This window comes from Acidobacteriota bacterium, from assembly GCA_009861545.1.
Taxonomy (GTDB): domain Bacteria; phylum Acidobacteriota; class Vicinamibacteria; order Vicinamibacterales; family UBA8438; genus WTFV01.
The window spans coordinates 1-22876 of sequence record VXME01000070.1; the positions used below are offsets into that span (position 1 = coordinate 1).

Below are 22876 nucleotides of genomic sequence, written 5' to 3' on the forward strand. Positions count from 1 at the left end.
CGAACCGGCCGATCGCGTCCTCGCCAACCGGCAAAAATAATTGTCGTTGATCACCTGAGCAGCTATGTCACGACACTCTGCGAGAACATAGAGCGGAACCTGCACATCCTGTGTACAGCGGAGGAGCGCGAAGCGATTGCCGTTTCCACGGTCCATAAGGAGGCTCTCGCGCTGGTTCGGAAGGTACACCCGCGGATGTTTCCGGCGACGGAAGCAGATGTTCGAGAATGCGTCGAAACCCTGCGCCTTCGTCACGCGCCCGAGTACGACGCCGGGTTCGTCCGCGGGGAGTGGGACAACGTCGTGCGCCTGCAGGGGATTGGCCGCTGGGAGGAGTACCGTAGCGCCCAGCGCACTGGACGCGGGCGCGGCCTGGGGATCAAGGAACGACGTCGGCTCTGGCAAGTGTTCGGGGGAACGCTCGACAACTTTGAGGGCCGGGACCTGTTGGACTGGTCCGGGTTGTGTCAACGAGGGTTGGAGCTGCTGACCGATGGCAGCGTCCGCAGTCCGTACACCGCAGTAGTCGTCGACGAAGTCCAGGATCTCACTCCACCGGAGCTTCGTTTTCTAAAGGCGTTGTGCAGCGTCCAGCCTGGCAACCTGCTTCTTTGCGGCGACACTGGGCAGCGCATCTACCCTGGAGGGTTCAGCCTCAGGACGCTGGGCATCGAGGTCCGCGGGCGGGCCTCGGTGCTGCGCATCAACTACCGCACGACGGAGCAGATCCGACGCTGCGCTGATCGCATCCTGGGCGCCGTCACTGACGATATGGACGGCGGGGACGAACAGCGGGCCGGCACACGGAGTCTCCTTCGCGGCCCGGAGCCACGCTTCGCGGGTCATCCGACCCGCGAGGACGAGATCACCGCTGCCGTTGCGACGGTCCGTGCCTGGGTGGCGGATGGCTTGGCGCCGGAGGCTGTCGGGATCTTCGCGCGTACAAACAAGCGTCTCGACGATTTGTGCGAGGCCTTTGACAAGACTGGCGTGTCGTGGCATCGCCTGTCCGACAGAGACGCAGCGGGTGAAGGCAAGGTGCATCTCGGCACGATGCATCGGGCCAAGGGACTCGAGTTCAAGGCAGTTCTCGTCTTGGGTTGCGGCGACGCAGAGGTTCCGAGTCGCGCCGCCCTGCGTTCTGCCGATGACCCTCAGGATCGCGAGGCCGCAGAAGCCCGGGAGCGGCGTTTGCTGTACGTCGCGATCACTCGCGCCCGAGACGAAGTGGCTGTTTTCTGGACAGGAACACCGAGTCGTTTTCTCGATCCGCTCATTGGTACCAAGGAAACCGGCGCGTGAGTTTCGATGTTGGCGCGCTCGTCAGGGCGCGGGGGCGCGAGTGGGTCGTTCTGCCCCAGAACCGCGATGACCCGGACACGCTCATCTTGCGTCCCTTGGGTGGCACTGAGCACGAAGTCACGGGCATCTACTTGCCCTTGGAGCGCGTCGAGCCGGCGCAGTTCGACTTGCCCGACCCGGCGACAGATCTGGGCAACCACCTGTCATTCAGCCTGTTGCGGGACGCCGTGCGCCTGGGATTTCGCGCTGGTGCAGGGCCGTTTCGATCGCTCGCCCGCATCGCGGTTGAGCCCCGCCCGTACCAGCTTGTGCCGCTTCTCATGGCGCTCCGGCTCGATCCTGTCCGCCTGCTGATCGCCGACGACGTCGGAGTCGGGAAGACCGTGGAGGCGTGCCTCGTGGCGCGCGAACTCGTTGACCGATGTGAGGTCGACGGTTTGTGCGTACTCTGTCCACCGCATCTTGCCGAGCAGTGGCAAGCGTCGCTGGCAGGGCAGTTTCACCTCGATGCCGAACTCGTACTAGCCGGCACGGCTGCCCGCCTCGAGCGGACCTGTCGGCAAGACGAGTCTCTCTTCGACCGTTACCCGTTCACTGTTGTTTCCACCGACTACATCAAGAGTGAACGCCGTCGCGACGAGTTCCTGCGAGCCTGTCCTGATCTCGTGATCGTCGACGAGGCACACACTTGCGCCACTGCGACGACCCTTTCTTCTGGGCAGCAGCGGCACGAGTTGCTGCAGGCCCTCGTCCGGCCGGACACGAGAGGCGGCGCATCTCGTCACCTCGTGCTTGTCACTGCGACCCCGCACAGCGGGAACGAAGAGACCTTCCGTTCTCTGCTTGTGCTGTTGGACAATCGATTCGCCGATCTGCCTGCCGACCTGTCCGGGGAGCAGAACCGGGGGCACCGTGAGGCGCTTGCACGACATTTCGTGCAGCGGCGACGGGGTGATCTCAAGGCGTACCTTGACACGGTGACGCCGTTTCCGACCCGCGAGATCGCCGAGGAGCATTACACGCTCACGCCGCGGTATCGCGAGTTTCTCGATCGAGTACTGGGCTATTGCCGTGAGAGTGTGCTCGACAAGTCGCTGGAAAGGCGGCGCCAGCGCGTCCGCTGGTGGTCAGCGCTGGCGCTTCTCCGAGCCCTGGCCTCCAGTCCGGCGGCGGCCGCAGCAACCCTGCGTAACCGTTCAGTAGCGGAGGATGCAGAGACCATCGAGCAGGTCGACGAGGAAGGACGGCGCGCGGTGCTCGATCTCGATGAGGACCTAACCGAGGCGATCGATGTGGTGTCGGGCTGCGAGTCCGAGGAAGACGCTGATCGCGATAGGGGACGACTCATGCGACTCGCCCGTGAGGCCGATGAGCTCGCCGGGGAGGGCGATGCCAAACTCTCGCGCGCCTTGGAACTCGTCCGGGATCTGCTTGATGACGGGTACGCGCCGATCGTCTTTTGCCGTTTTGTGCCGACTGTCGACTACGTGGCGGCGTTCCTCCGCGCCAGACTCGAACGCAGGGGCGTCGTGGTTGAGGCTGTTACTGGCCGGTTGCCTCCCGAGGAACGGAAACGTCGTGTGGAAGCTCTCGGGGCTCACGAAGGCCGTATCCTCGTGTGTACGGACTGCCTGAGCGAGGGTATCAACCTACAGGATGCCTTCGACGCGGTGATGCACTACGACTTGTCGTGGAATCCGACTCGCCATGAACAGCGCGAGGGTCGCGTGGACCGCTATGGGCAGAATCGCTCGACCGTGCGGACTCTCACCTACTACGGCCAGAACAATCCGGTCGACGGCATCGTACTGCAGGTTCTGCTCCGGAAGCACAAGACCATCCACGAGCGCCTCGGTGTCATCGTGCCCGTGCCGATGGACACCCGAATCATTGAAGACGCCGTCCTCGAAGGGCTACTGATGCGTGAGGCCGATACCACGCAGCTTTCGTTCGACTTCCTTGAACCGCTTCATCGAGACGTCGACGGGCAGTGGGACGCGGCCGTCGAGCGGGAGAAGCGGAGCCGGACCCTGTTCGCGCAGAACCAGATCCTCCGGCTGGTGAACACAGAGGTGCGAGTCGAGCTCGATGAGCTACGCCGAGCGATTGGAAGCGGCGCAGACGTGCGAAGGTTCACGGCCACGGCGTTACGAACGCTTGGCGCTCAGGTGTCCGGCAATGAACCAATGCAGGTCGACATGCGCGAGACGACCCGCGCCCTACGGGACGCGATCGGCGAAGAAGGACGCTTTGTGGCGGTCTTCTCCGGGGCGCCGGAGCGCGACGCGCACCGCCTCACCAGAACCCACCCGATCGTCGAGGGTTTGGCCGCTCACGTGCTTGAAATCGCGCTCGATAGGACGCGGAACGGCTTGGGGTTGCGGTGTGGCGTGGTTCGGACGAACGCGGTGCAACGACGTACCACGCTCGTCCTTCTGCGCGTCCGGTTCCACATCGTCAATCGGGGACGGGACGATGCGGAGCGTCCACTGCTTGCGGAGGAACTTGCCCTGGCAGGCTTTCGCGGCAGCCCGGACCACGCAGACTGGCTCGCGCCGGATGACATCGAGCCATTCCTCGATGTCGGCGCAGACGCCAACATCGGCGCCGATCAGGCGCAGACTCATATCCAACGCGTGCTGGATCGCCTCGATGCCCTCAGGCCGAGACTAGACGCAATCGCCGAGGAGCGCGGGCGTGCGCTCTTCGACGCGCACCGCCGAGTCCGGCGGGCGACCCGGAGCGGCGTCCGAGCGTTGAGGGTCGACGTGCACACACCTCCCGACGTTCTCGGCGTCTATATGCTGCTTCCGGTAGTCGCGGGAGGGCACGGATGATCGGCCACCGCGGTCGCTTCAGCGCCGTGCGGACTGAAGGTGGCCTGCTGCCCCAGGATTTGCTGGCGCGTCTCCGGTCGGGAGACGGCACTCTTCCTGGGCTGACCGGTGAGAGCTACCATCTCGCTCCGCGCGAGCGGATTGGGGAAGCGGCAAACCGCGCGTGGGGTCGTCTGGTCACCGCATGGCGTTCGTTCGAGGAAGCGCGGGGGCGCGCGGTGCCGCCGGCGACCGGACCGACCCGCGAGCGTTGGCTCCTGCCGCTGTTTCAGGAGCTCGGGTTCGGACGCCTGCCGCGCGCACAACCAATACAGATCGACCAAAAGACCTTTGCCATTTCCCACACCTGGCACCACTCGCCGGTGCACTTGCTGGGCTGCGGCGTGGATCTCGACCGCCGGCAGGCCGGCGTCGCCGGCGCGGCAAGAACGTCGCCGCACGGGTTGGTGCAGGACTTTCTGAACCGCTCGGACCGGCACCTGTGGGGTTTCGTATCCAATGGCCTGCAACTGCGCCTGTTGCGCAACCATCGGAGCCTGACCCGGCAGGCGTACATCGAGTTCGACCTCCAAGCAATCATGCGGGGCGAGCAGTTCAGCGACTTCCTGCTCCTCTGGGTCCTCTGCCATCAAAGCCGCGTCGAAGCCGAGCGTCCCTCGGAGTGCTGGCTTGAGCGCTGGTTCACCGCCGCACGCGACCAAGGTGTCCGGGCGCTCGACAAGCTACGCGGTGGCGTCCAACAAGCGATCGAGGCATTCGGCTCGGGCTTCCTCACGAACGCGGCAAACGCCCCGCTGCATGCAGCGCTGGCGTCTGGCGAGCTCGACACGCGGGAGTACTACCGCCAACTGCTCCGGCTCGTGTACCGGCTGATCTTCCTCTTCGTCGCGGAAGAGCGCGACGTGCTGCTGGATCCTGCCGCGAACGACGTGGCGGCGAACAGATACCTGCAGTTCTATGCAACCCGCAGGCTTCGACTGCTGGGCGACCGTCGGCGTGGCGGCTCGCACGGCGACTTGTGGCACGGTCTGCGCGTCGTCATGTCGAGACTCTACAACGGATGTCCCGAACTCGCCTTGCCGGCACTTGGCAGCGCCCTCTGGAACCCGGAAGCTTGCGCGGCGCTAGTGAGTGCAGAGTGCAGCAATGCACATGTTCTGGACGCAGTTCGTCACCTTTCCACCATCCGCGAGCAGGGGATTCCCTACCCGGTCAACTGGCGCAGCATCGGCGCCGACGAACTTGGGAGCATCTACGAGAGTCTTCTGGAACTGCATCCGCGCCTTAACCGGGACGCGGGCACGTTCCAGCTCGACACAGCGGGCGGACACGAGCGCAAGACGACCGGCAGCTACTATACGCCGGCGCCCCTCGTCGATTGCCTGCTGGATTCCGCACTCCAGCCGGTTCTCGAAGAAGCCGCGAGGCAGCCCAACCCCGAGCAAGCGATCCTGGGGCTCAGAATCTGCGATCCGGCATGCGGGTCCGGACACTTTCTCGTGGCCGCGGCGCGCCGGATCGCGACGCGGCTGGCCGCTATCCGAGTTGGTGAGGACGAGCCGAGCCCCCGGGAGGTCCAACATGCACTGCGCGACGTGGTTGGCCGCTGCCTGTTCGGCGTGGACATCAACCCGATGGCCGTCGAGCTCTGTAAGGTCAGCCTGTGGTTGGAGGCTATCGAGCCCGGGCGCCCTCTTTCCTTCCTCGACAGTCACATCCAGTGCGGGAATGCGCTGATCGGCGCCACTCCTGCCCTGATGGCACGCGGGATACCGGATATCGCGTTCACGGCGATCGAAGGGGACGACAAGACAATCGCGACGGATCTCAGGAGACGCAACAAGAAGGAGCGCGCCAGTCTAGCGTCGGGGCAGCGAACGATGCACGCGGCGTTCGAGGCACCCATCGCAAAGGACATTGCGGCCATCACGGAGAGGATTCTTGCCATCGATAGTGAGCGTGACGACGACATCGGCGCGCTGCGCCTGAAGGAACGGCGGTGGGACGATCTCGCTCGATCGGGCGCATTCAGCGACCTGTGGTTCCGGGCGGACGCATGGTGCGCGTCGTTCGTTTGGCCGAAGCAGACCGGCGACCTTGCCGACGCTGCCATCACCGCGGATCGATGGCGCGATATCTCGACCGACACGAGCACGACGCCGCGCGCCACGCGCCGGATCGTGCGCGAGCTGTCCCGCTGCCACCGCTTCTTTCACTGGCATCTGGCGTTCCCGACCGTCTTCGCGACGGAAACGGAGAATGCTCAGGAAGATCCTGGCGAACCTACCGGGTGGAATGACGGGTTCGACGTTGTCCTCGGCAATCCCCCTTGGGACACCTTGAGCCCGGACGTCAAGGAGTTCTTCTCGCGGTACGAGCCCAGCATTCGGAGTCAGGATAGTGCTGGCCAACGAGAGATCATGAGTCGACTGCTGGAGGACACACCGACCGCGACGGCATGGGCGAAATACCGCCGCGACCTTTACGGCGCGGTGCACTTCATGAAAGCGAGTGGTCGGTACACGCTGTTTGCACCCGGTAACCTCGGCAAGGGCGACTTCAATGTCTATCGTATGTTCGTCGAGACTTCGCTCAGGACGATTCGCGAGGGAGGGCTCATAGCTCAGGTCGTACCTGACGGGCTTTATTCCGGTGCCAACTGCATGGCGATTCGCAGAGAGCTGTTTGAGCGATGCCAGCTCGACCAGATTCTCGGGTTCGAAAACTGGCGAAAGTCGTGGTTCACCGATATCCACGGCAGCGCGAAGTTCACCATCTACACTGCTCGCAGGGCCAGCAGGACCACCCGGTTTCGAGCCGCGTTCAACATACGTTCAGTGCAGGAGCTTACCGATGCACAAGCTGGCAACCTTCTCTTGATGACGCCAGGGCTTGTCAAGGCGTTCTCCGCGGACGCCCTGGCGATCATGGAGTTTTCGAGCCAGCGAGACATCGACATCGCGGAGAAGATGTACAGGCGTCACCCCCGGTTCGACGACGAGCGCGATGGTCAACCGCGCCGTCACTACATGCGGGAAGTCGACATGGGCAACGACCGGTCCCTGTTCGACGAGGACCCGTCCGGAGCGCCGCTCTACGAGGGCCGGATGGTCGCGCAGTACGATCATCGCGCCAAGGGCTACCGATCCGGGCGAGGGCGAAAGGCGGTCTGGGAGGAACTCCCCTTCTCTGAACCGACAAAATCGATTCAGCCACAATGGAGAATTCCTACCCACCTTGTACCCGACAGGGCACTCGAACGGTGCCAGGACTATCGGATCGGGTTCTGCGATGTGGCGAGTCCGACGAACGAGCGCAGCCTCGTCGCGGCACTCATTCCGAGGTACACTGTTTGCGGTGACAAGGTGCCAACGATCTCGTTTGGCGACGCTGCGCCATGGACCTACGCAGTGTGGCTCGCCGTCGCCAACAGCTTCGTCATGGACTTCTTGGTGCGCATGAAGGTCGGCCTCTCGATGACGTACACGATCCTTGATGGCATGCCGTTTCCCCGACCTGCATCACAGGATGCCGTGGTGCGTGCGTTGGTTCCGCGAGTCCTGCGGCTGACGTGCACGGGGCCCGAAATGATTGACTTCTGGAACATGGCGGCCGAAGATGACTGGGTGCCCCAGCACCGGGAGAGGCACGCAGTCCCGGGAACGACCGACGAGGGCGAACGCAGACTATTGCGGAGCGAGATCGATGCATGCGTCGCGCGGGACGTATACAGACTCACCCGCGATGAGCTGGCCCACGTGCTGGACACGTTCCCGATCGTCAAGAAACAGGACAGCAAGCGCTTCGGCGAATTCAGGACGAAGCACTTAGTCCTAAACGCCTATGAGCAGCTCCCGGCGGAAGTGGACGAACGCTCGGACGTTACGCCCAACTACAGGGCGATCCAGGTGCCGTCACAATCGAGATCCCGAACATGAAGCGACCTTCGCAGCCTGCTGCTTCGGCTCAGGAACGTGGTGCGGTTCCAACGCCAGGGCATGAACTCCGGCGTTAAGGAGGCCCGACCGCCCAGACCGAGCGTTGAGCCACTTCGTTTTTTTGGGAAACATCTCCACCGGTCTCCTCGGGTGGTATATAATGACGTGCTTACGCCGAGCGAGTGCAGATACAACGATTACCAATTCCGAGCAACGAGTCGTGGCTGTTCCAGCAGACAATCCAATTCGTGAAGCCAAAGAGGACCTCCTTGAGCGAGCCTCCACCGCGCGATCTTTTGCGGAGCACATCCTTGAGATTGATTCACGTCAAGGACTGGTCGTCGGCGTCTTGGGGCCTTGGGGCGCGGGCAAGACATCATTCGTTAACCTCGCACGATCTCATCTGAAGGGCCTCGGCATAGATGTACTTGAGTTCAATCCATGGATGTTTAGCGGTGCCGAGCAGCTGGTGAGTTCCTTCTTCTCAGAACTGTCAGCCCAGATGAAGCTACGCCCCAATCTCGCTACCCTTGGCGAGAATCTCGCCGCGTACGGTGATTTTCTGGCGGAGCTAGGATGGCTGCCCGTCTTCGGTCCGTGGCTCGACCGCCTCCGTGTGATTGCGAAGTTCCTGGCCAAGCAGTCCAAGGGGCGGGGTGGGACCGTCGCCAGTCATCGGGAGAAGATACAAACAGCCCTAGCCGCACTCAATCAACCGATCGTAGTCGTGCTCGATGACATTGACCGGCTTAGTACTCGGGAAATCCGGGATATGTTTAAGCTTGTACGCTTAACAGCAAATTTTTCGAACATCGTATACATTGTTTCTTTTGATCGCATCAGGATTGAAGAGGCACTTGCCGAGCACAAGATTCCAGGGCGCGCCTATATCGAGAAAATTTTGCAGTTTGCTGTCGATCTTCCGGAGGTGCCGGAAGACGTTCTCATCAGGAACACATCGAACGCAATCGATGAAGTCGTTTCCCCGGTCAAGCAGCCAGGCTCGTTCGATGAGACCGCTTGGCCGGACGTGCTCATGGAAGTCATTCGTCCTTTGATCAGGAATATAAGGGACGTCCGCCGTTACGCGCTCTCCGTACATGTTACGGTGCGTCAACTCGGTGGCCAAGTAGACCTCGTCGATGTTCTAGCCCTCGATGCGATTCGAGTTTTCTTGCCAGATGTATTTCGCTTCATGCACGGCTCAGTCAACGCCCTTACTATGACGTCTGACGAGTATGCAAGAAACCCCGGCCCCGCCGAGCACTTCAAGAAGCGCATTGACCTGTTGCTAGAAATAGCTGAAGAACACGCGGCGGTCGTGAGAGCAATGATCCAGCGGTTGTTTCCTGCAGCGCAATGTCACGTCGGCGGCCCGCACTATGGGAGTGATTGGAAGACTCAGTGGCTACAGAACCGCCGCGTTGCTCATGAGTACGTGCTTCGGCTTTATCTCGAACGAGTTGTTGGGGAAGGCCTCGAGTCCTTTATGCAGGCGGAACACGCATGGGCCTGTATGGCCGACCAGCAAGCCCTTGACACCTACTTGCGGTCGCTAGACCCAAAGCGTTTGCACGCTGTCATACACTCGCTCGAAACGTACGAGGGACAGTTCGCTCGTGAGCATGTCGTCCCCGGATCTGTTGTCTTGCTCAACCTGATGCCGGATCTGCCTGAACGGCCGAAGGGCATGTTCGAACTCGACAGTAGCGTCTACGTAACGCGGGTGGTTTACCGCCTCCTGCGCTCAATTCGGGACGGCGAACAGATTGCGCAAGTAGCGCAGAGTATCTTGCGCGAACTCAGAACACTGTCAGCAAAGCTGGAACTCATTGACATCGTAGGGCATCGCGAGAATGTAGGTCACAAACTGGTGTCCGAACCGGCAGCGCGTGCACTGGAGCGCGCGTGGCGCGACGAAGTTCGGTCAGCGTCAGCAGATGCGATACGGCGGGAAGCGGACCCTCTCAGGATCTTGCGACTGGCGAAAGGAGGATTGTTGCCGCCCGAGCCGGACGTTATAATCCCCGATACGGCACAGATGACTCTTGCACTATTGAGAGCGGGGCGTTGCGAAGTGCGACAGCAGGCGGTGGGAAGTCGCGCGATAACTCGGTCTTCTCGTCTTGCTTGGGATGTGCTGGTTGGCGTGTACGGGGACGAGGACACCTTGAAGACGCGGATCGGAGCAATAAGGGCTTCGTGTCCGGAGGATTCTAAAGACCTGCTGGACTTGGCGGACAAGTATCTTTCCGGCTGGCAGCCTGACGACATAAGCGAGGACAATTAACATTAACAGGCTCTGAAGAATCGAGTCTTGGGAGATCGACGCGCCGATCCCGATGTACCACGATCGTTCCCACTGGTTACGACAAGGCGTGCGCCTGCGTTGGGTTGACGAGCTATGCCGTAAACTTTCGGCTCTCCGGCGCCCGAACAGCGCGTACCGGCGGACCGTCTCTTCCGTGGGATCCGTGCGGTGGCCGATCGAGCAGTGCGTTGGATGTCTGGGCAGTTGCAACGGTCGTGCTACCTCACCGGCAGCAAGCCCTCTCGGTTCACCCACGCTCCACCCTGCATGACCCGGTCAATCGCGAGCGTATTCCGAATATCCTCCAGCGGATCCGCATCCAGCACCACCAGGTCCGCAAGCTTCCCCGCCTCCAGCGTCCCGAACTCCGCCTCCCCCACCGGCGGCGTCACGCCAGCGCTGGTCGCGGTCGCCGCGACGATCGCCTCCATCGGCGTCAACCCGGCCTCCACGTAGAGCTCCAGCTCGTGGTGCGTCCCCCAGCCCATCGGGACGTTGGCGGTGCCGCTGTCGGTGCCGAGGGCGATGCGGACGCCGGCGTCGTGCATGGTCTTGACGAAGTCCTGCAGTTGCCGGAACGCCGCCTTGCGGTCCTCGAAGTCGTCGGCCTCGACCACTGCGGCCCGCGCCTCGGGGTCGCTCCACCGCGCCAGCGCCTGCGGGTTCATGGCCGCGCGCAGCTCAGGGTCGTCGAGCAGCTCGGGGTGTTCGGCGAAGTGCCAGTTGTTCTGGACGCTCGACAGCGTCGGCGTGAACGAGACGTCGTTGTCCAGGCACATCCGGATGAACTCGGCCGAGGGCGTGGGGTCGGCCATCGGCGCGCCGCTGCCGGGGCCGAAGGTGCGCACGGTCGAGTGCAGGAAGTCGCTGAGGCCGGCCTCGACCAACTGGCGGCCGTCGGCCTCCTCGTCGATGTGGGCGACGGGGACGAGGCCGTTGGCGATGGCCTCGTCGACGATGGCGGTGCGGATCTCGGGCGTGATCTTGAGATTCGGCTCCGGCATCTCGTTGACCCACATCTTGACGAAGTGGACTCCCTGGCCGGCCAGGGCGCGGACCATCTCGCGCGCCTCGTCCGGCGAGGTGGGCTGCTGCGCGCCGGCGTTGAAGCCGCCGGGGTGCGTGAAGCCGCGGCCGGCGGTGAACATGCGCGGCGTGTCGGGGCGGCCGGCATGGGCCTCGAGCATCAGGGCCGTCTGCTCGGGGTTGTCGGTGCCGATGCTGCGGGCGGTGGTGACGCCGAAGTAGAGCTGCGTCCGCAGCATCTCCAGGGCCGCGTCGGCGTCGCTCCCGTAGTGGTTGTGCATGTCCACCAGCCCGGGGATGACGGTCTGGCCGGCGGCGTCGACGACCTCCGCGCCCGCCGGAATCCCGGTGGTCGCGCGCGGCCCGGCGGCGACGATGCGGTCGTCGCGGATGACGATGACCGAATCGGGGATCGGATCCCCGCCCGTGCCGTCGATGAGCTGGGCGCCGACGATGGCCAGGCCGCCCGGCTCGGCGGGCGGCGACGGGCTGCCCGCGCAGGCGGCCAAGGCGGCGACGGCGACCAAGACGGCGAGGACCTTCAGGAATCCGGCCATGCTGCCGCGCATCGTAGCACGCTCATCGGGGCGGCCCGTAGCATGGCGATTCGGGGGATCGAGCACGGCGCCCTGCGGCCGTTGCCGCGTCGCAAGCGGTTCGAACTTGACCGCGGCTTCGCGCGAACGCTGCCGCCCTGTCGCGCCGTCAGTGCTCCTCGCCCGCCGAGGCGCCGAGCGGGGCGCCGCGCAGGAAGTCGGTCAGCGACTGGTGTCGCACGCCCTGCAGGTCGGCGGGCTGGTGCGGGTCGAGGGAGAGCAGCACCCGCGGGTAGGCGTCGCGCACCGCATCGAAGGCGGCGAGCTCGCGCTCGATGGTGGCGGGCGATTCGAGCAGGTAGGCGACCTGCACGTAGCGGCGTCCGGACCGTCGTTCCGCCACGAAGTCGATCTCGCGCGATCCCGCTACGCCGACCGTCACCGTGTAGCCGCGGCGGCGCAGCTCCAGGAAGACCAGGTTCTCCAGGATGCCGCCGATGTCGCGCTCGCGGTAGCCGATGATCCCGTTGCGCAGGCCGATGTCGCCCAGGTAGTGCTTCTGGTTCACCTGCAACAGCTTTCGGCCCTGCACGTCGAAGCGGGGCACGGCCGTCAGCAGGAACGCGTCGCCCAGGTGCGCGAGGTAGTTGAGCACCGTATCCACCGCCGCCGTTCGGCGCTGGCTCTTCAGGAAGTCGGCGATGCGCTTGGCGGACACGAGGCTGCCGATGCTGTCGACCGCGAACCGCAGGATCGCCTCGAACAGGGCCACATCGCGGATGCGGTGCCGCCGGACCACGTCCCGGATGGCGATCGTGCTGACCATGTCCGCCAGCATCTGGTCGACCACCAGCTCGCTCAGGTCGGTGTGAAGCAGCCCCGGTAGACCGCCGATGCGCAGGTAGAGCCGGAAGAGCTCGGCGTCGTCCAGCGTCGCGTCGGGACGCTGCCGGTACAGCTCTCCGAACTCGGCCAGCGTCAGCGGGAAGACCTGGAGTGTGATGTACCGGCCGGCGATCAGCGTCGCGAGCTCGGCCGACAGCAGCGTGGCGTTGGAGCCGGAGATGACGACCTCGGTGCGGTCCTCGCCGTTCAGCGAGGCTACCGCGCGCTCCCAGTCGACGATCTGTTGCACCTCGTCGACGATCACCACCCGCGGCTCGCCCCGGCGCGTGGCGGACTCCACGTGGTCGATCAGGTCGCGCGCCGTCCGCAGCGCGTCGAACGCGAACGACTCCTTGTCGACGTAGACCACCTGCCGGTCGTCGCGCAGCGAGGCCGCGAACTGCCGCAGCAGGACGCTCTTTCCGGCCCGCCGGATGCCTGTCACCGCGGTGATCGCGGGGGCGTCCAGCAACCGCCGGAGGCGGTTGAGGTACTCCTGGCGTAGAAGCTCCATTGTTTCAGATACAGTCGAACAAAAGTGAAAATTTGGATATAAATTCGATCATAAACGAAATGTTGGAGATGCGCCGACGGGGCAAACGCTCTACCCCAAAGGGGGCGAGGCGCGACGATCTACGCCTTGACCGCGGTCGAGTCCCGGTCATACCGTTGACCAGGATGCGGAGCTACACAGCCGTCGTGGAACGTTGCCCGGCTACGCGCCTCTACGTCGGGTACGTGCCCGGGTTCCCTGGAGCCCACAGCCAGGGCGACACTCTCGAGGAACTCAACGAGAACCTCAAGGAAGTCATCGCAATGCTTCTCGATGACGGCTGGCGCTGAACCCCTCGAATCGCGGAATTACACAACTATTACACCGCGTCCGGCCGCGGCTTGGTAGGCTAATCGCCCGTTGCCCGGGCGCCGGTGCCCGGCCCGGTTTCCAAGGAGTTGCCATGCCCGCAAGGGAGATAGATTTCGCCAGCGCCGACGGGATCAGTTGGAGCACCGCCACCGCGTTCGCCATCTTCCACGTGCTGGCGGTCGTCGCCCTCTTCAATGCCACCTGGGGGGCCGTGCTCGTCGCCGTCGCGCTGCACTGGATGTGCATCGGGTGGGGCATCGGGCTGGGCTATCACCGGCTCCACACGCACCGCTCCTACAAGACGCCGAAGCTGGTGGAGTACTTCTTCGCCGTCTGCGCCACGATGACGTTGCAGGGCGGGCCGATCTTCTGGACGGCGCTGCACCGCATCCATCACCAGCACTCCGACCGGGACGGCGACCCGCACACGCCGCGCGACGGCAAGTGGTGGTCGCACATGCTGTGGACCATCTTCGGCGAGTCGCTGCACGGCGACACCGAGAACCTGGGGAAGTACGCGCCCGACCTGATGAAGGACCCCTTCTACCGGGCGCTGTCGAAGTGGCACTGGGTGCCGCTGGTGGTCCTGGGGCTGTCGCTGCTGGCCATCGGCGGCCTGCCGTGGCTGCTGTGGGGCGTGTTCCTGCGCGTCGTCGTCGGCCTCCACTGTACGTGGGCGATCAACTCGGTGACGCATATCTGGGGCCGCCGCCGCTTCCAGACCCGCGACGACTCGAAGAACTCGTTCTGGGTGGCGCTGTTCACCTTCGGCGAGGGCTGGCACAACAACCACCACGCCTATCCCACGTCGGCCCGGCACGGCATGTCGTGGCGCGAGGTGGACCTGAGCTGGATGCAGATCAAGCTGATGTCGTGGGTGGGGCTGGCCTGGGACGTGAGGGTGCCCACCCCGGCGCAGATCGCCAACAAGGCGATCACGGCCGAGCAGGACATCGTCGGGGCGGTGATCGAGCCGGCCGCCGGTCCGGTGCTCGGCGCCCCCGCGCAGTGAGCGCGGCCAGCCGTCGGCGCGCCGGGCTGTCGGCTCGGTGGCGTGCGACCCCCGCGCCGTGGATCGCGGGGCCGTAGCCCGTGCCCGGGCCGCGCCCCGGTTCGGGCGTGCAGCGGATACGGGCCGGGGTTATCCTATTCCCCGCCATGCAACGCTTCGGCGGCGGCAACCGCAAGCGGTCCATCGTCCTGGCGGCGCTGTTCGGCAGCGGCCTGATCGCCGTCGCCGTCTTCCTCAACGTCAGTTTCATCGTCGTCAACTGGCGCGCCGGGCTGCTGGTGCTGCTGGGCGTGATCACCTCCGTCGTCCTGGTGGGCGGCCTGGTGCTGAACACGCTGTTCCTGATTCGCGAAATCCGCCGCGGCGAGCAGCACGACGCCTTCATCCACGCGGTGACCCACGAGCTGAAGACGCCGCTGGCGAGCATCAAGCTGTACCTGCAGACGCTGCGCCAGCGCGAGCTGGCGCCCGGCACCCGGCACGAGGTCATCGACACGATGCTCGACGACTCGGACCGGCTGCAGCGGACCATCGACCAGATTCTGCTGGCCGGCAAGACCGGGGACGCCCGGCGGGTCGACCACCCGGCCGACGTCGACGTGTCCGAGGTGGTGGGCGAGTGCGTGTCGCTCGCCGGGAAGCGGCATCACCTGCAGAACGGCGAGGTGGCCTACGTCCACCGCCCGCCCGACGGGGCGTTCGTGGTCAGCGGAGACCGCGACGAGCTGCTGGCCGCGGTCACCAACCTGGTCGACAACGCCATCAAGTACTCCGGCGCGCAGGTGCGGGTGGCGGTGGAGGTGGCGCGGGTCGGCGCGCGGCGGGTGGCGATCAGCGTGCGCGACCAGGGCATGGGCATCACCGGCGACGAGCTGAAGCGGGTGTTTCGCCGCTTCTACCGGCTGCCGGCCGCGCTGCGGGCGCGGGTGCGGGGGACCGGGCTCGGGCTGTCGATCGTGCGCGCGGTGGCGCGGCGGCACGGCGGGCGCGCGTTCGCCGAGAGCCGCGGGGCCGGCCGCGGGAGCACCTTCACCCTCGAGCTGCCGCTGAAGGCGTGATGACTGCCGCCGACGGCGTCACGAGCCGCGTCCTCATCGTCGAAGACGAGGAGCACCTGGCCCGCGGCCTCAAGCTGAACCTCGAGGCGGAGGGCTTCGCCGCCGAGGTGGAGGAGAACGGCGAGGTGGCCCTGCAACGCCTCGTCGGGGCCGCCGCCGGCGCGGGCGGGTTCGATGTCGTCCTGCTCGACGTCATGCTGCCCGGCCTCGACGGCTTCGAGGTGGTGCGGCGGCTGCGCGCGGCGCGGCAGTTCGTGCCGGTGATGCTGCTGACCGCCCGCTCGGACACCGACGACGTGCTGCGCGGCTTCGAGGCGGGCGCCGACGACTACCTGCCCAAGCCGTTCGACCTCTCCATCCTGCTGGCGCGCATCGCCGGCCTGCTCCGCCGGCGCACGTGGCTGCGGGGCGACGACGGTGCCGGGCAGGAACAGGAGCTCCACGAGTACCGCTTCGCCGACGTCGTCATCGACTTCCGCAACCAGGTGCTGCGCCGCGGCAAGGCGGAGCAGCCGCTGACCGTGATGGAGGCGACGCTGCTGGGCTACCTGGTCCGGCACGCCGGGGAGACGGTGTCCCGCAAGTCGCTCCTCGAGGAGGTCTGGGGCGTGCGGCACGACACCGACACCCGCACCGTCGACAACTTCATGGCCCGGCTGCGGCGCTACATCGAAGAGAAGCCGGCCCGTCCGCGGCACCTGCTGACGGTGCGCGGCGTCGGCTACCGCTTCGTCGAGCAGCCGGACGGCGACGGATAGCCGGCCCCGGGGGGCTGAGCACACCGTGCCAATCTTGGCCCGTCCGCGTGCGCATGATCCCCGTGACACGCCGCGTCGCTTCGGCCGAGCGCCGACCTTCACCCATCGCTCACCTGAAGTGGTAGAGTTCCAATCCGGTGATCTTGCCGGATATCGGATCGGACGCCCTTCAGGTGAGCACGGTGCAGGTGACGATTCGTTACAAGGACGGTCGTGTCGAGGCAGTCGAGGACGTTGACGCGATCCAGGATGGCCGCGCGGGCTTGACGTTCATCCACGCATCCGGGCTCTTTCACGTGCGTAGCCAGGATGTCCTCGGCCTCGAGGTCGGGATGGATCGGATCAGGAGCAAGCCGCCGGAGCTGGTGGAGGTGCAGCCGTACCTCCGTCCGGTGTCGAGATACTGAGACCAGGCCGCGCTGTGCGAGAGAGCCGTCGTCCTGCCAGCGGGGTCTTCACTGCCGCGTGAGCCGAAACGCCGCCATCTCCTCGGTGTTGCGCACGAGCAGGATGTCGTCGACCAGCACCGGGTGGTTCCAGGTCTTGCCCTCGATCGCCGGTACCCGCGCCCGTTCCTTGAACCCCGCCGGCGTCGCGTCGACCAGCGCCAGGTCTCCCCGCTCGCCCAGGACGAGCAGCAGGTCCTGGTCGGCCAGCAGCAGGAGCTGCCCGTGGCCGTAGCGGCCGCCCTTCCAGGCACGCTCACCCGTCTCCAGGTCGACGCTGGCCAGGATGCTGCCGTCGAAGCCGTAGGCGTGGCCCTCGTGCGCCACGAAGTCGTTGAAGTACGGTTTGAGGCCTCTCGTCGTCCAGCGCACCTCGGTCGCCCAGCCGGCGTGCTCGCCGGCCGTCCGCGTCGCTGACACGCGCCGCAGACCCGCGAAGCCGTCCGCGCCGACGAGGATGTCGCCGGCGGCGGTCAGCGCCGGCTGCACGACGCGGCTGGAGGTGGGCCAGTCGTGGGTCCACAGCACCGTGCCGTCGGCCGGCGCGACGCTGGTGACGCCGGCGGAGGTGAGCAGCAGTACCTGCGGCACACCGTCGAGGGTCACCGGATGCGGCGAGCTGTAGCTGTCGCCCGCGCCCGGCGCGGACCACCGCGGGGCGCCGGTCTCGGCATCGTAGGCGGCCAGGGTGCCGATGGCCGCGACGATCACGACATCGTCGACCACCAGCGGCGAGCCTGCGAAGCCCCACCCCGACGAGAACACGTCGTGTTCGGCGGCCATGTCGCGCCCCCACAACCGCCGGCCGGTCCGGGCGTCCAGCGCCGTCAGCAGTCCGGTGCCGCCCAACGTGTACACGCGATCGCCCGCCACCGTCGGGGTGCCGCGGGGGCCGGCGCCGGCGTGCGAGTCCCAGAACCGCACCGGGTCGGCGTGCCGCCAGACCGGCTCGCCGGTCGCCAGCAGATAGCTCGACACCACCTCCTGTTCGCCGCGCTGCTCCTGGGTGAAGACCTGCCGCCCCCGGACCGAGAACGAACCCACCCCCGGGCCGACGGGCCGGCGCCACAGCGCTTCCGGCGGCGAGGTGTCCCAATCGGTCGCGATGCGGATGCCCCGTACGACGCCGTCGCGGTTGCGGCCGCGGAACCCCGGCCAGTCCGCGTCGTTCGCGTCGTTCGTGGCGCTCGGCGCCATCGTCGCTTTCGGCGGTGGCGTAAGTCGTTCATCGACGGTCGTCGCCATCGTCGCACCGGGCGGCGGCGCGAGTCGTTCACCGGCGGTCGTCGCCAGCAACCGTGATTCGGCGGTCTCCGTCCAGCGCCAGGTCAGTTCCTGACGGCCGTCGCCGGTCATCCCGTCGGTGCGCAACGTGGTCCAAAAGCCGGAGGCCAGCACGATCGCCGCCACCAGACCAACCCGCCGCGGCCGGTCGGCCATCCGGCGGGTGGCCACCGCCCACGCCACGAAGACCAGGCTCAGCACGGGCGCGGTGTAGACCGGGAACATCAGCCCCATCATCGAGCTGGAGATCGAGACGTCGAGCAGCGGCACGGTGGCGAGCGACACGGCCAGCATCAGCAGCGGCGCGCCCCAGCGCTCGATCGGTGCCGCCCCGCTGAAGAACGCCCACCACACCAGGATCCCCAGCCCGCCCAGCAGCGCGCCGACCATGGCGATCGGCGCCGCGGCCGGGACCAGCAGCGGCAGTCCGATCCAGGTCGACCACAACAGCGTCACGATGACGATGCCGGGCCGGAGTCTGAGCGCGCGCGGGGGCTGCCGTGGAGCGGAGTCTGTTCTGATCACAACCCTCTATACGCCATCAGGCTGCGTATGAGTTCCACGTTTACGGCAGCGGCATCTCCGGGCTGTCCTCGCTACGCGCCCGCTCGAAGGCGGGGTGCGGCGTCTCCGAGCGCACCTGCTCCAGCCAGAACACGCCGTCGTAGGGCGCGCTGTTGCCCCGCGTGCCCAGGAAGTCGACGTCCCCGTCGCCGTCGACATCGCGGGCGATGAACTTGTCGTACATGCCCCGCTTGCGGCGGGAGACGTCGTGCCGCACCCACTCGCCGCTGGCGTCGCCGGGGTGCTCGAACCAGCCGATGCGCCCGAGGGCGTCGTCCTTGTCGACGTCGCCGTCGCCTTCCCGCGGGCCGCGGCTGTAGCTGCCGGCCATGACGTCCAGGCGGCCGTCGCCGTTGATGTCCGCCACCTCGAGGCCGGTCATGCTGTCGGGGGCGAAGGTGCCGATGACGTGCGCGTTCCAGGCGTCGTCGATCCGCGCGGGCTGCTCCAGCCAGGCGAGGCCGCCGCCGGCCGCGCCGATGATGTCGAGGCGCCCGTCCCCGTTCAGGTCCGCGTACTCCAGGTTGAAGCCGGCCGCCCGCGCGCCGTAGATGCCGATGGCGTGCTCGCGGAAATCGAGGCTGCCGTCGCCCGGATTCTCGAAGAACAGGATCCGGTTCTCGCCCCGCGTGCCCACCACGATGTCGAGGTCGCCGTCGCCGTCGATGTCCACCGGCTCGGCGTTCTGCGGCACGCTGTAGCGCCCGAGCACCGTCTCGGTCCAGTTGCCACCCTTGAGCGGATCCCCCTCGACCGAGAAGATCGAGACCGGCGTCGAGCGCGCGAAGTCCTCCGGCGCGGGCCGCTGCGCCCCCTTGTTCGGGGCGGTCATCTCGGGGACGCCGTCGCCGTCGAGGTCGGCCAGGAAGACGCGGATGTACGACCCGCGGCCCTTGGTCATCGGCAGGATCAGCCGCGGCCACTTGGCGCCGCGGGCGTCGGCGCCCGGGTTCTGCAGATAGATGAGGTGCGAGAGCTCGGCCGCCACCACGACGTCGAGGTACCCGTCGCCGTTGACGTCGGCGATGTCGGCGTCCTCCGGCGCGGGCGCGTCGGCTCCCTCGGCGATGGTGACGTTCGTCCATGCGTCCGGGTCGGCCGAGCCGAACGCCACGCGCACGTGGCCCTCGGCGTCCGGCACGTAGTCGGGGTCGGGCACGGTCGAGTCGTACTCGCTGTCCGACTCGTGCACCGACACGATGTCCTCGAATCCGTCGTTGTCGAGGTCGGCCATCACGAGGCCGTCGCTGCCGCTCAGGCCGAACCCGGCGGTCGCCGGCTCGTCGATGACGTGCTCGCGCCAGCTAATGTAGCTGCCGTCCGCCGCCCGCGCGGCCGTGGGGGTGTCCCCGACGAGCTGCGCGCCGGCCGGCTGCGGCCAGAGAAACACGAGGCAGACGAGGAGGAGTGCGGCGGCGTATTCGACCGAGGAGCGATGCCGTCCGCGCGGGCCGCCTCGCCGCTCGAATGCAGCGGGGCGCATGCCGCGGGTTCCCAGGTGGGCTTGATCGAGAGTCATCGTCATCCTCCTCGTGGTCTGTCGTCCGCAGGTCGCAATCCTACTTGACGTGGGACTGCCGTGCCGGCATTGTTGGGCACCGCACCCGAGCCGACCAGCGGGATGCAAGCGAGTGGGATGCACGCGATGAAGAAGACAAGACTGGTGCCCGGTATCGTCCTGACCTGCCTCGCCGCGCTGCTCGCGGCCCTGTCGCCGTTGCGCGCCGAGGACCGGCCGAACTTCATCCTGCTGATGGGCGACGACCACGGCTGGGAAGAGACCGGCTACAACGGGCACGCCCACCTGCAGACGCCGGTGCTCGACAGGATGGCCGCCTCCGGCCTGCGCATGGACCGCTTCTACGCGGCGCACCCGTCCTGCTCGCCCACCCGCGGCAGCGTGCTGACGGGGCGGCATCCGGTGCGCTACGGCACGTTCGCGCCCAACTGGTCGATGCGTCCGGAGGAGATCACCGTCGCCCACGTGCTGCGCGAGGCCGGCTACGCGACCGGCCACTTCGGCAAGTGGCACGTCGGCACCGTGAAGGCCGGCTCGCCGCTCAATCCCGGTGCGATGGGCTTCGACGAGTGGCTGTCGCACGACAACTTCTTCGAGCTGCACCCGACCCTGTCGCGCAACGGCGGCCCGCCCGAGCGTTTCGAGGGGGAGAGCTCGGCGATCGTCGTCGACGAGACCATCCGCTTCATCGAGAAGTCGCGGGATTCCGGCAAGCCGTTCCTGGCCGTCGTCTGGTTCGGATCGCCCCACGAGCCCTACAGCGGGCTGCCGGAGGACCTGGCCCTCTACGACGAGCTGCCGGCGCAGTACGCGGACCGGATGGTGCCGCTGACCTCGAACGAGACCGGTCTGCAGATCGAGCGGCCGCTGGGCGACGTCCTGCGCGAGCGCTACGCCGAGATCACCGCCATGGACCGTGCCATAGGCACGCTGCGCGACTACCTGGACGGGGCGGGGCTGCGCGAGAACACCCTGCTCTGGTACAACGGCGATAACGGGACGCCCCGCAGCGGATTGGCGGAAACACCCCTGCGCGGCCTGAAGGGGACGATGTACGAGGGCGGGATCCGCGTGCCCGGCATCATCGAATGGCCCGCGCGCATTCCGGCGCCGCGCACCACCGATGTGGCCGCGGTCACCAGCGACATGCTCCCCACCCTGGCCGCCCTTGCCGGCCAGCCGGTCCCGAACCGGCCCCTGGACGGGATCGATCTGGAGCCGCTCATCGACGGCCGGATGACTGCACGCCCGGCGCCCATCTTCTTCTGGAGCTTCGACACCGGCGTCCTGGCGGGCCGCGACCACGATCCCTGGATCGATCCGGCCCTGCAGGTGGGCACGACGCCCCTGGTCAAGCTGATGAACGGCATCGCGACCCGCAACTTCGAGAACTTCCGCTATCCGGCCGTCGACGCGCAGGACTTCGGCGGGGCGCGCGTGATGCTGCACGACGACTACAAGCTGGTCGTCGACGGCTCCCGCGGGTCGGGGGCCGAGCTGTTCGACCTGCGCGGCGACAGGGCGGAGAGCCGCGACCTGGCCGCGGTCGAGACCGACGTGCTGCAGGACCTGCGGCAACGGCTGCGGGCGTGGCAGGAATCGGTGCTGCAGAGCCTGACCGGCGCGGACTATCGGTAGCGGCGCGCGGGCGCTCGGTCGATCGCGACCAACTTCGTGCGGATGCTCTACAGCGAGGCGCAGGCGGCCCGGTAGCCGGGAACTGCCCGCCGGACGCGCATCACCGGCGATCGGGCTCCGATCGAGAAATCTCGCGATACCGCCCGCGGAGCCGCCTCTCGAGTTCGGTCACCCTTGCTTCGGCGGCCGTGGCACGGGCCTCCGCGGCGGCTGCGCGGGTCTCGGCCGCCCGGCGCGCCTCGGCTTCCGCCCGGCGCGCCTCGACTTCCGTTCGGCGCGCTTCGGCTTCCTCGTCGTGGCTGAGCAGATCGCAGCCGGTTGCGGGGTCCCGGAAGCGCATTTCCCGCCCCGGGGCCGCCCGCAACTCCAGGCCGAGGGTTCGGCTCCGCAGCGTCAGCGTGCCGTCCCGCGCCGTCGCCGCCGGTTGACGCACGTAACCCGCCGGCGTCAGCCGCTCCCCTTGCAGGCGCGCCGGCAGATGCGCTCCCGCCGGGTCGTACTGCCAGTACTCGCGCACGCCGAGGCGCGCATACAGGGACCGCTTCCGGCCGAGATCATCCCGCCACGTGCTCGGCGAGGCCACCTCCAGCACGAAGGCCGGCGCCCGGCCCTCTTCCCACAGCTTGTAGTTGGGCCGCTCGCGTTTGTCCACACCGAACACCACGAAGACGTCGGGGGCGACCGACAACCGCGGGTTCCCCTCCCGGTAGTAGATAAGCAGATCCCCGGAGACGTACACGTCCTGCCGGCTCTTGAAGTGGCGGGCCAGTGCGCCGATCCCGTACATGATGGCGCTGCGCTGGGCGTCGTTCTCCGCCATCGGCTGGCCGTCGGAGCTCGGGTAGTCGATCGGGACGGCGGCAGGTGCGGGTTGGACCATCGCGGGACCTCTTCAGG

General features: G+C 66.7%; 15 protein-coding genes. 10 read left to right on the forward strand and 5 right to left on the reverse strand.

Annotated features, from left to right (window positions below; all coding sequences use genetic code 11):
- The 4 genes from F4X11_11370 to F4X11_11385 all read left to right on the forward strand — a co-directional run.
- A partial coding sequence (locus F4X11_11370; protein MYN65612.1) for an AAA family ATPase occupies positions 1 to 1302 on the forward strand: 1302 nt, incomplete at its 5' end.
- A complete protein-coding gene (locus F4X11_11375; protein MYN65613.1) occupies positions 1299 to 4139 on the forward strand; it encodes a DEAD/DEAH box helicase in 2841 nt (946 codons plus the stop codon). The genes F4X11_11370 and F4X11_11375, both read left to right, overlap by 4 nt.
- Positions 4136 to 8077 (forward strand): N-6 DNA methylase, encoded by a 3942-nt coding sequence (locus F4X11_11380; protein ID MYN65614.1) that lies wholly within the window; start codon positions 4136 to 4138, stop codon positions 8075 to 8077. Before F4X11_11375 ends, F4X11_11380 begins: the two co-directional genes overlap by 4 nt.
- 103 nt (positions 8078 to 8180) lie before the next feature.
- Positions 8181 to 10367, forward strand: coding sequence for an NTPase KAP (locus F4X11_11385; GenBank protein ID MYN65615.1), 2187 nt, complete (start codon positions 8181 to 8183; stop codon positions 10365 to 10367).
- 239 nt (positions 10368 to 10606) lie between these two features.
- Here the strand turns inward: F4X11_11385 and F4X11_11390 are convergent, their stop codons facing one another.
- Both F4X11_11390 and F4X11_11395 read right to left on the reverse strand, forming a co-directional pair.
- Positions 10607 to 11983 carry an amidohydrolase family protein gene (locus F4X11_11390; protein ID MYN65616.1) on the reverse strand — a complete coding sequence of 459 codons (1377 nt, stop codon included), beginning with the start codon at positions 11981 to 11983 and terminating at the stop codon, positions 10607 to 10609.
- Between the two features lie 136 nt (positions 11984 to 12119).
- Entirely contained in the window at positions 12120 to 13349 is a 1230-nt protein-coding gene (locus tag F4X11_11395) for an ATP-binding protein (GenBank protein MYN65617.1), read from the reverse strand.
- Positions 13350 to 13513: 164 nt separating this feature from the next.
- Here F4X11_11395 and F4X11_11400 point away from each other — a divergent pair, with 164 nt between their 5' ends.
- The 5 genes from F4X11_11400 to F4X11_11420 all read left to right on the forward strand — a co-directional run bounded on the left by F4X11_11400 (position 13514) and on the right by F4X11_11420 (position 16935).
- The gene (locus F4X11_11400) at positions 13514 to 13678 is read left to right on the forward strand and encodes a type II toxin-antitoxin system HicB family antitoxin (GenBank protein ID MYN65618.1); all 165 of its coding nucleotides are present in this window, start codon (positions 13514 to 13516) and stop codon (positions 13676 to 13678) included.
- A 113-nt stretch (positions 13679 to 13791) separates the two neighbouring features.
- Positions 13792 to 14712 (forward strand): acyl-CoA desaturase, encoded by a 921-nt coding sequence (locus F4X11_11405; protein MYN65619.1) that lies wholly within the window; start codon positions 13792 to 13794, stop codon positions 14710 to 14712.
- 146 nt (positions 14713 to 14858) lie between these two features.
- A complete protein-coding gene (locus tag F4X11_11410) occupies positions 14859 to 15770 on the forward strand; it encodes a HAMP domain-containing histidine kinase (protein ID MYN65620.1) in 912 nt (303 codons plus the stop codon).
- Positions 15770 to 16528, forward strand: a complete 759-nt coding sequence (locus F4X11_11415) for a response regulator transcription factor (protein MYN65621.1) — start codon at positions 15770 to 15772, stop codon at positions 16526 to 16528. Before F4X11_11410 ends, F4X11_11415 begins: the two co-directional genes overlap by 1 nt.
- Positions 16529 to 16701: 173 nt before the next feature.
- Entirely contained in the window at positions 16702 to 16935 is a 234-nt protein-coding gene (locus F4X11_11420; protein MYN65622.1) for a hypothetical protein, read from the forward strand.
- Between the two features lie 48 nt (positions 16936 to 16983).
- Here the strand turns inward: F4X11_11420 and F4X11_11425 are convergent, their stop codons facing one another.
- Positions 16984 to 18714 carry a PQQ-binding-like beta-propeller repeat protein gene (locus F4X11_11425; GenBank protein ID MYN65623.1) on the reverse strand — a complete coding sequence of 577 codons (1731 nt, stop codon included), beginning with the start codon at positions 18712 to 18714 and terminating at the stop codon, positions 16984 to 16986.
- Positions 18715 to 18823: 109 nt separating this feature from the next.
- Positions 18824 to 20347: a VCBS repeat-containing protein gene (locus F4X11_11430; GenBank protein ID MYN65624.1), complete on the reverse strand. Its 1524-nt coding sequence runs from the start codon at positions 20345 to 20347 to the stop codon at positions 18824 to 18826.
- Between the two features lie 120 nt (positions 20348 to 20467).
- Here F4X11_11430 and F4X11_11435 point away from each other — a divergent pair, with 120 nt between their 5' ends.
- On the forward strand, positions 20468 to 21979 hold the full coding sequence (locus tag F4X11_11435) for a sulfatase-like hydrolase/transferase (protein MYN65625.1): 1512 nt from the start codon (positions 20468 to 20470) through the stop codon (positions 21977 to 21979).
- A gap of 100 nt (positions 21980 to 22079) precedes the next feature.
- Here the strand turns inward: F4X11_11435 and F4X11_11440 are convergent, their stop codons facing one another.
- Positions 22080 to 22799 (reverse strand): Uma2 family endonuclease, encoded by a 720-nt coding sequence (locus F4X11_11440; GenBank protein ID MYN65626.1) that lies wholly within the window; start codon positions 22797 to 22799, stop codon positions 22080 to 22082.
- Positions 22800 to 22876 lie beyond the last annotated feature (77 nt).

What these genes read in the sequence shown, in the direction of transcription:
- F4X11_11380 (MYN65614.1), top strand. Translation starts at nt 4,136, where the DNA reads ATGATCGGCCACCGCGGTCGCTTCAGCGCCGTGCGGACTGAAGGTGGC.
- F4X11_11390 (MYN65616.1), bottom strand. Translation starts at nt 11,983, where the DNA reads ATGCGCGGCAGCATGGCCGGATTCCTGAAGGTCCTCGCCGTCTTGGTC.
- F4X11_11395 (MYN65617.1), bottom strand. Translation starts at nt 13,349, where the DNA reads ATGGAGCTTCTACGCCAGGAGTACCTCAACCGCCTCCGGCGGTTGCTG.
- F4X11_11400 (MYN65618.1), top strand. Translation starts at nt 13,514, where the DNA reads ATGCGGAGCTACACAGCCGTCGTGGAACGTTGCCCGGCTACGCGCCTC.
- F4X11_11405 (MYN65619.1), top strand. Translation starts at nt 13,792, where the DNA reads ATGCCCGCAAGGGAGATAGATTTCGCCAGCGCCGACGGGATCAGTTGG.
- F4X11_11410 (MYN65620.1), top strand. Translation starts at nt 14,859, where the DNA reads ATGCAACGCTTCGGCGGCGGCAACCGCAAGCGGTCCATCGTCCTGGCG.
- F4X11_11415 (MYN65621.1), top strand. Translation starts at nt 15,770, where the DNA reads ATGACTGCCGCCGACGGCGTCACGAGCCGCGTCCTCATCGTCGAAGAC.
- F4X11_11430 (MYN65624.1), bottom strand. Translation starts at nt 20,347, where the DNA reads ATGACGATGACTCTCGATCAAGCCCACCTGGGAACCCGCGGCATGCGC.
- F4X11_11435 (MYN65625.1), top strand. Translation starts at nt 20,468, where the DNA reads ATGAAGAAGACAAGACTGGTGCCCGGTATCGTCCTGACCTGCCTCGCC.
- F4X11_11440 (MYN65626.1), bottom strand. Translation starts at nt 22,799, where the DNA reads ATGGCGGAGAACGACGCCCAGCGCAGCGCCATCATGTACGGGATCGGC.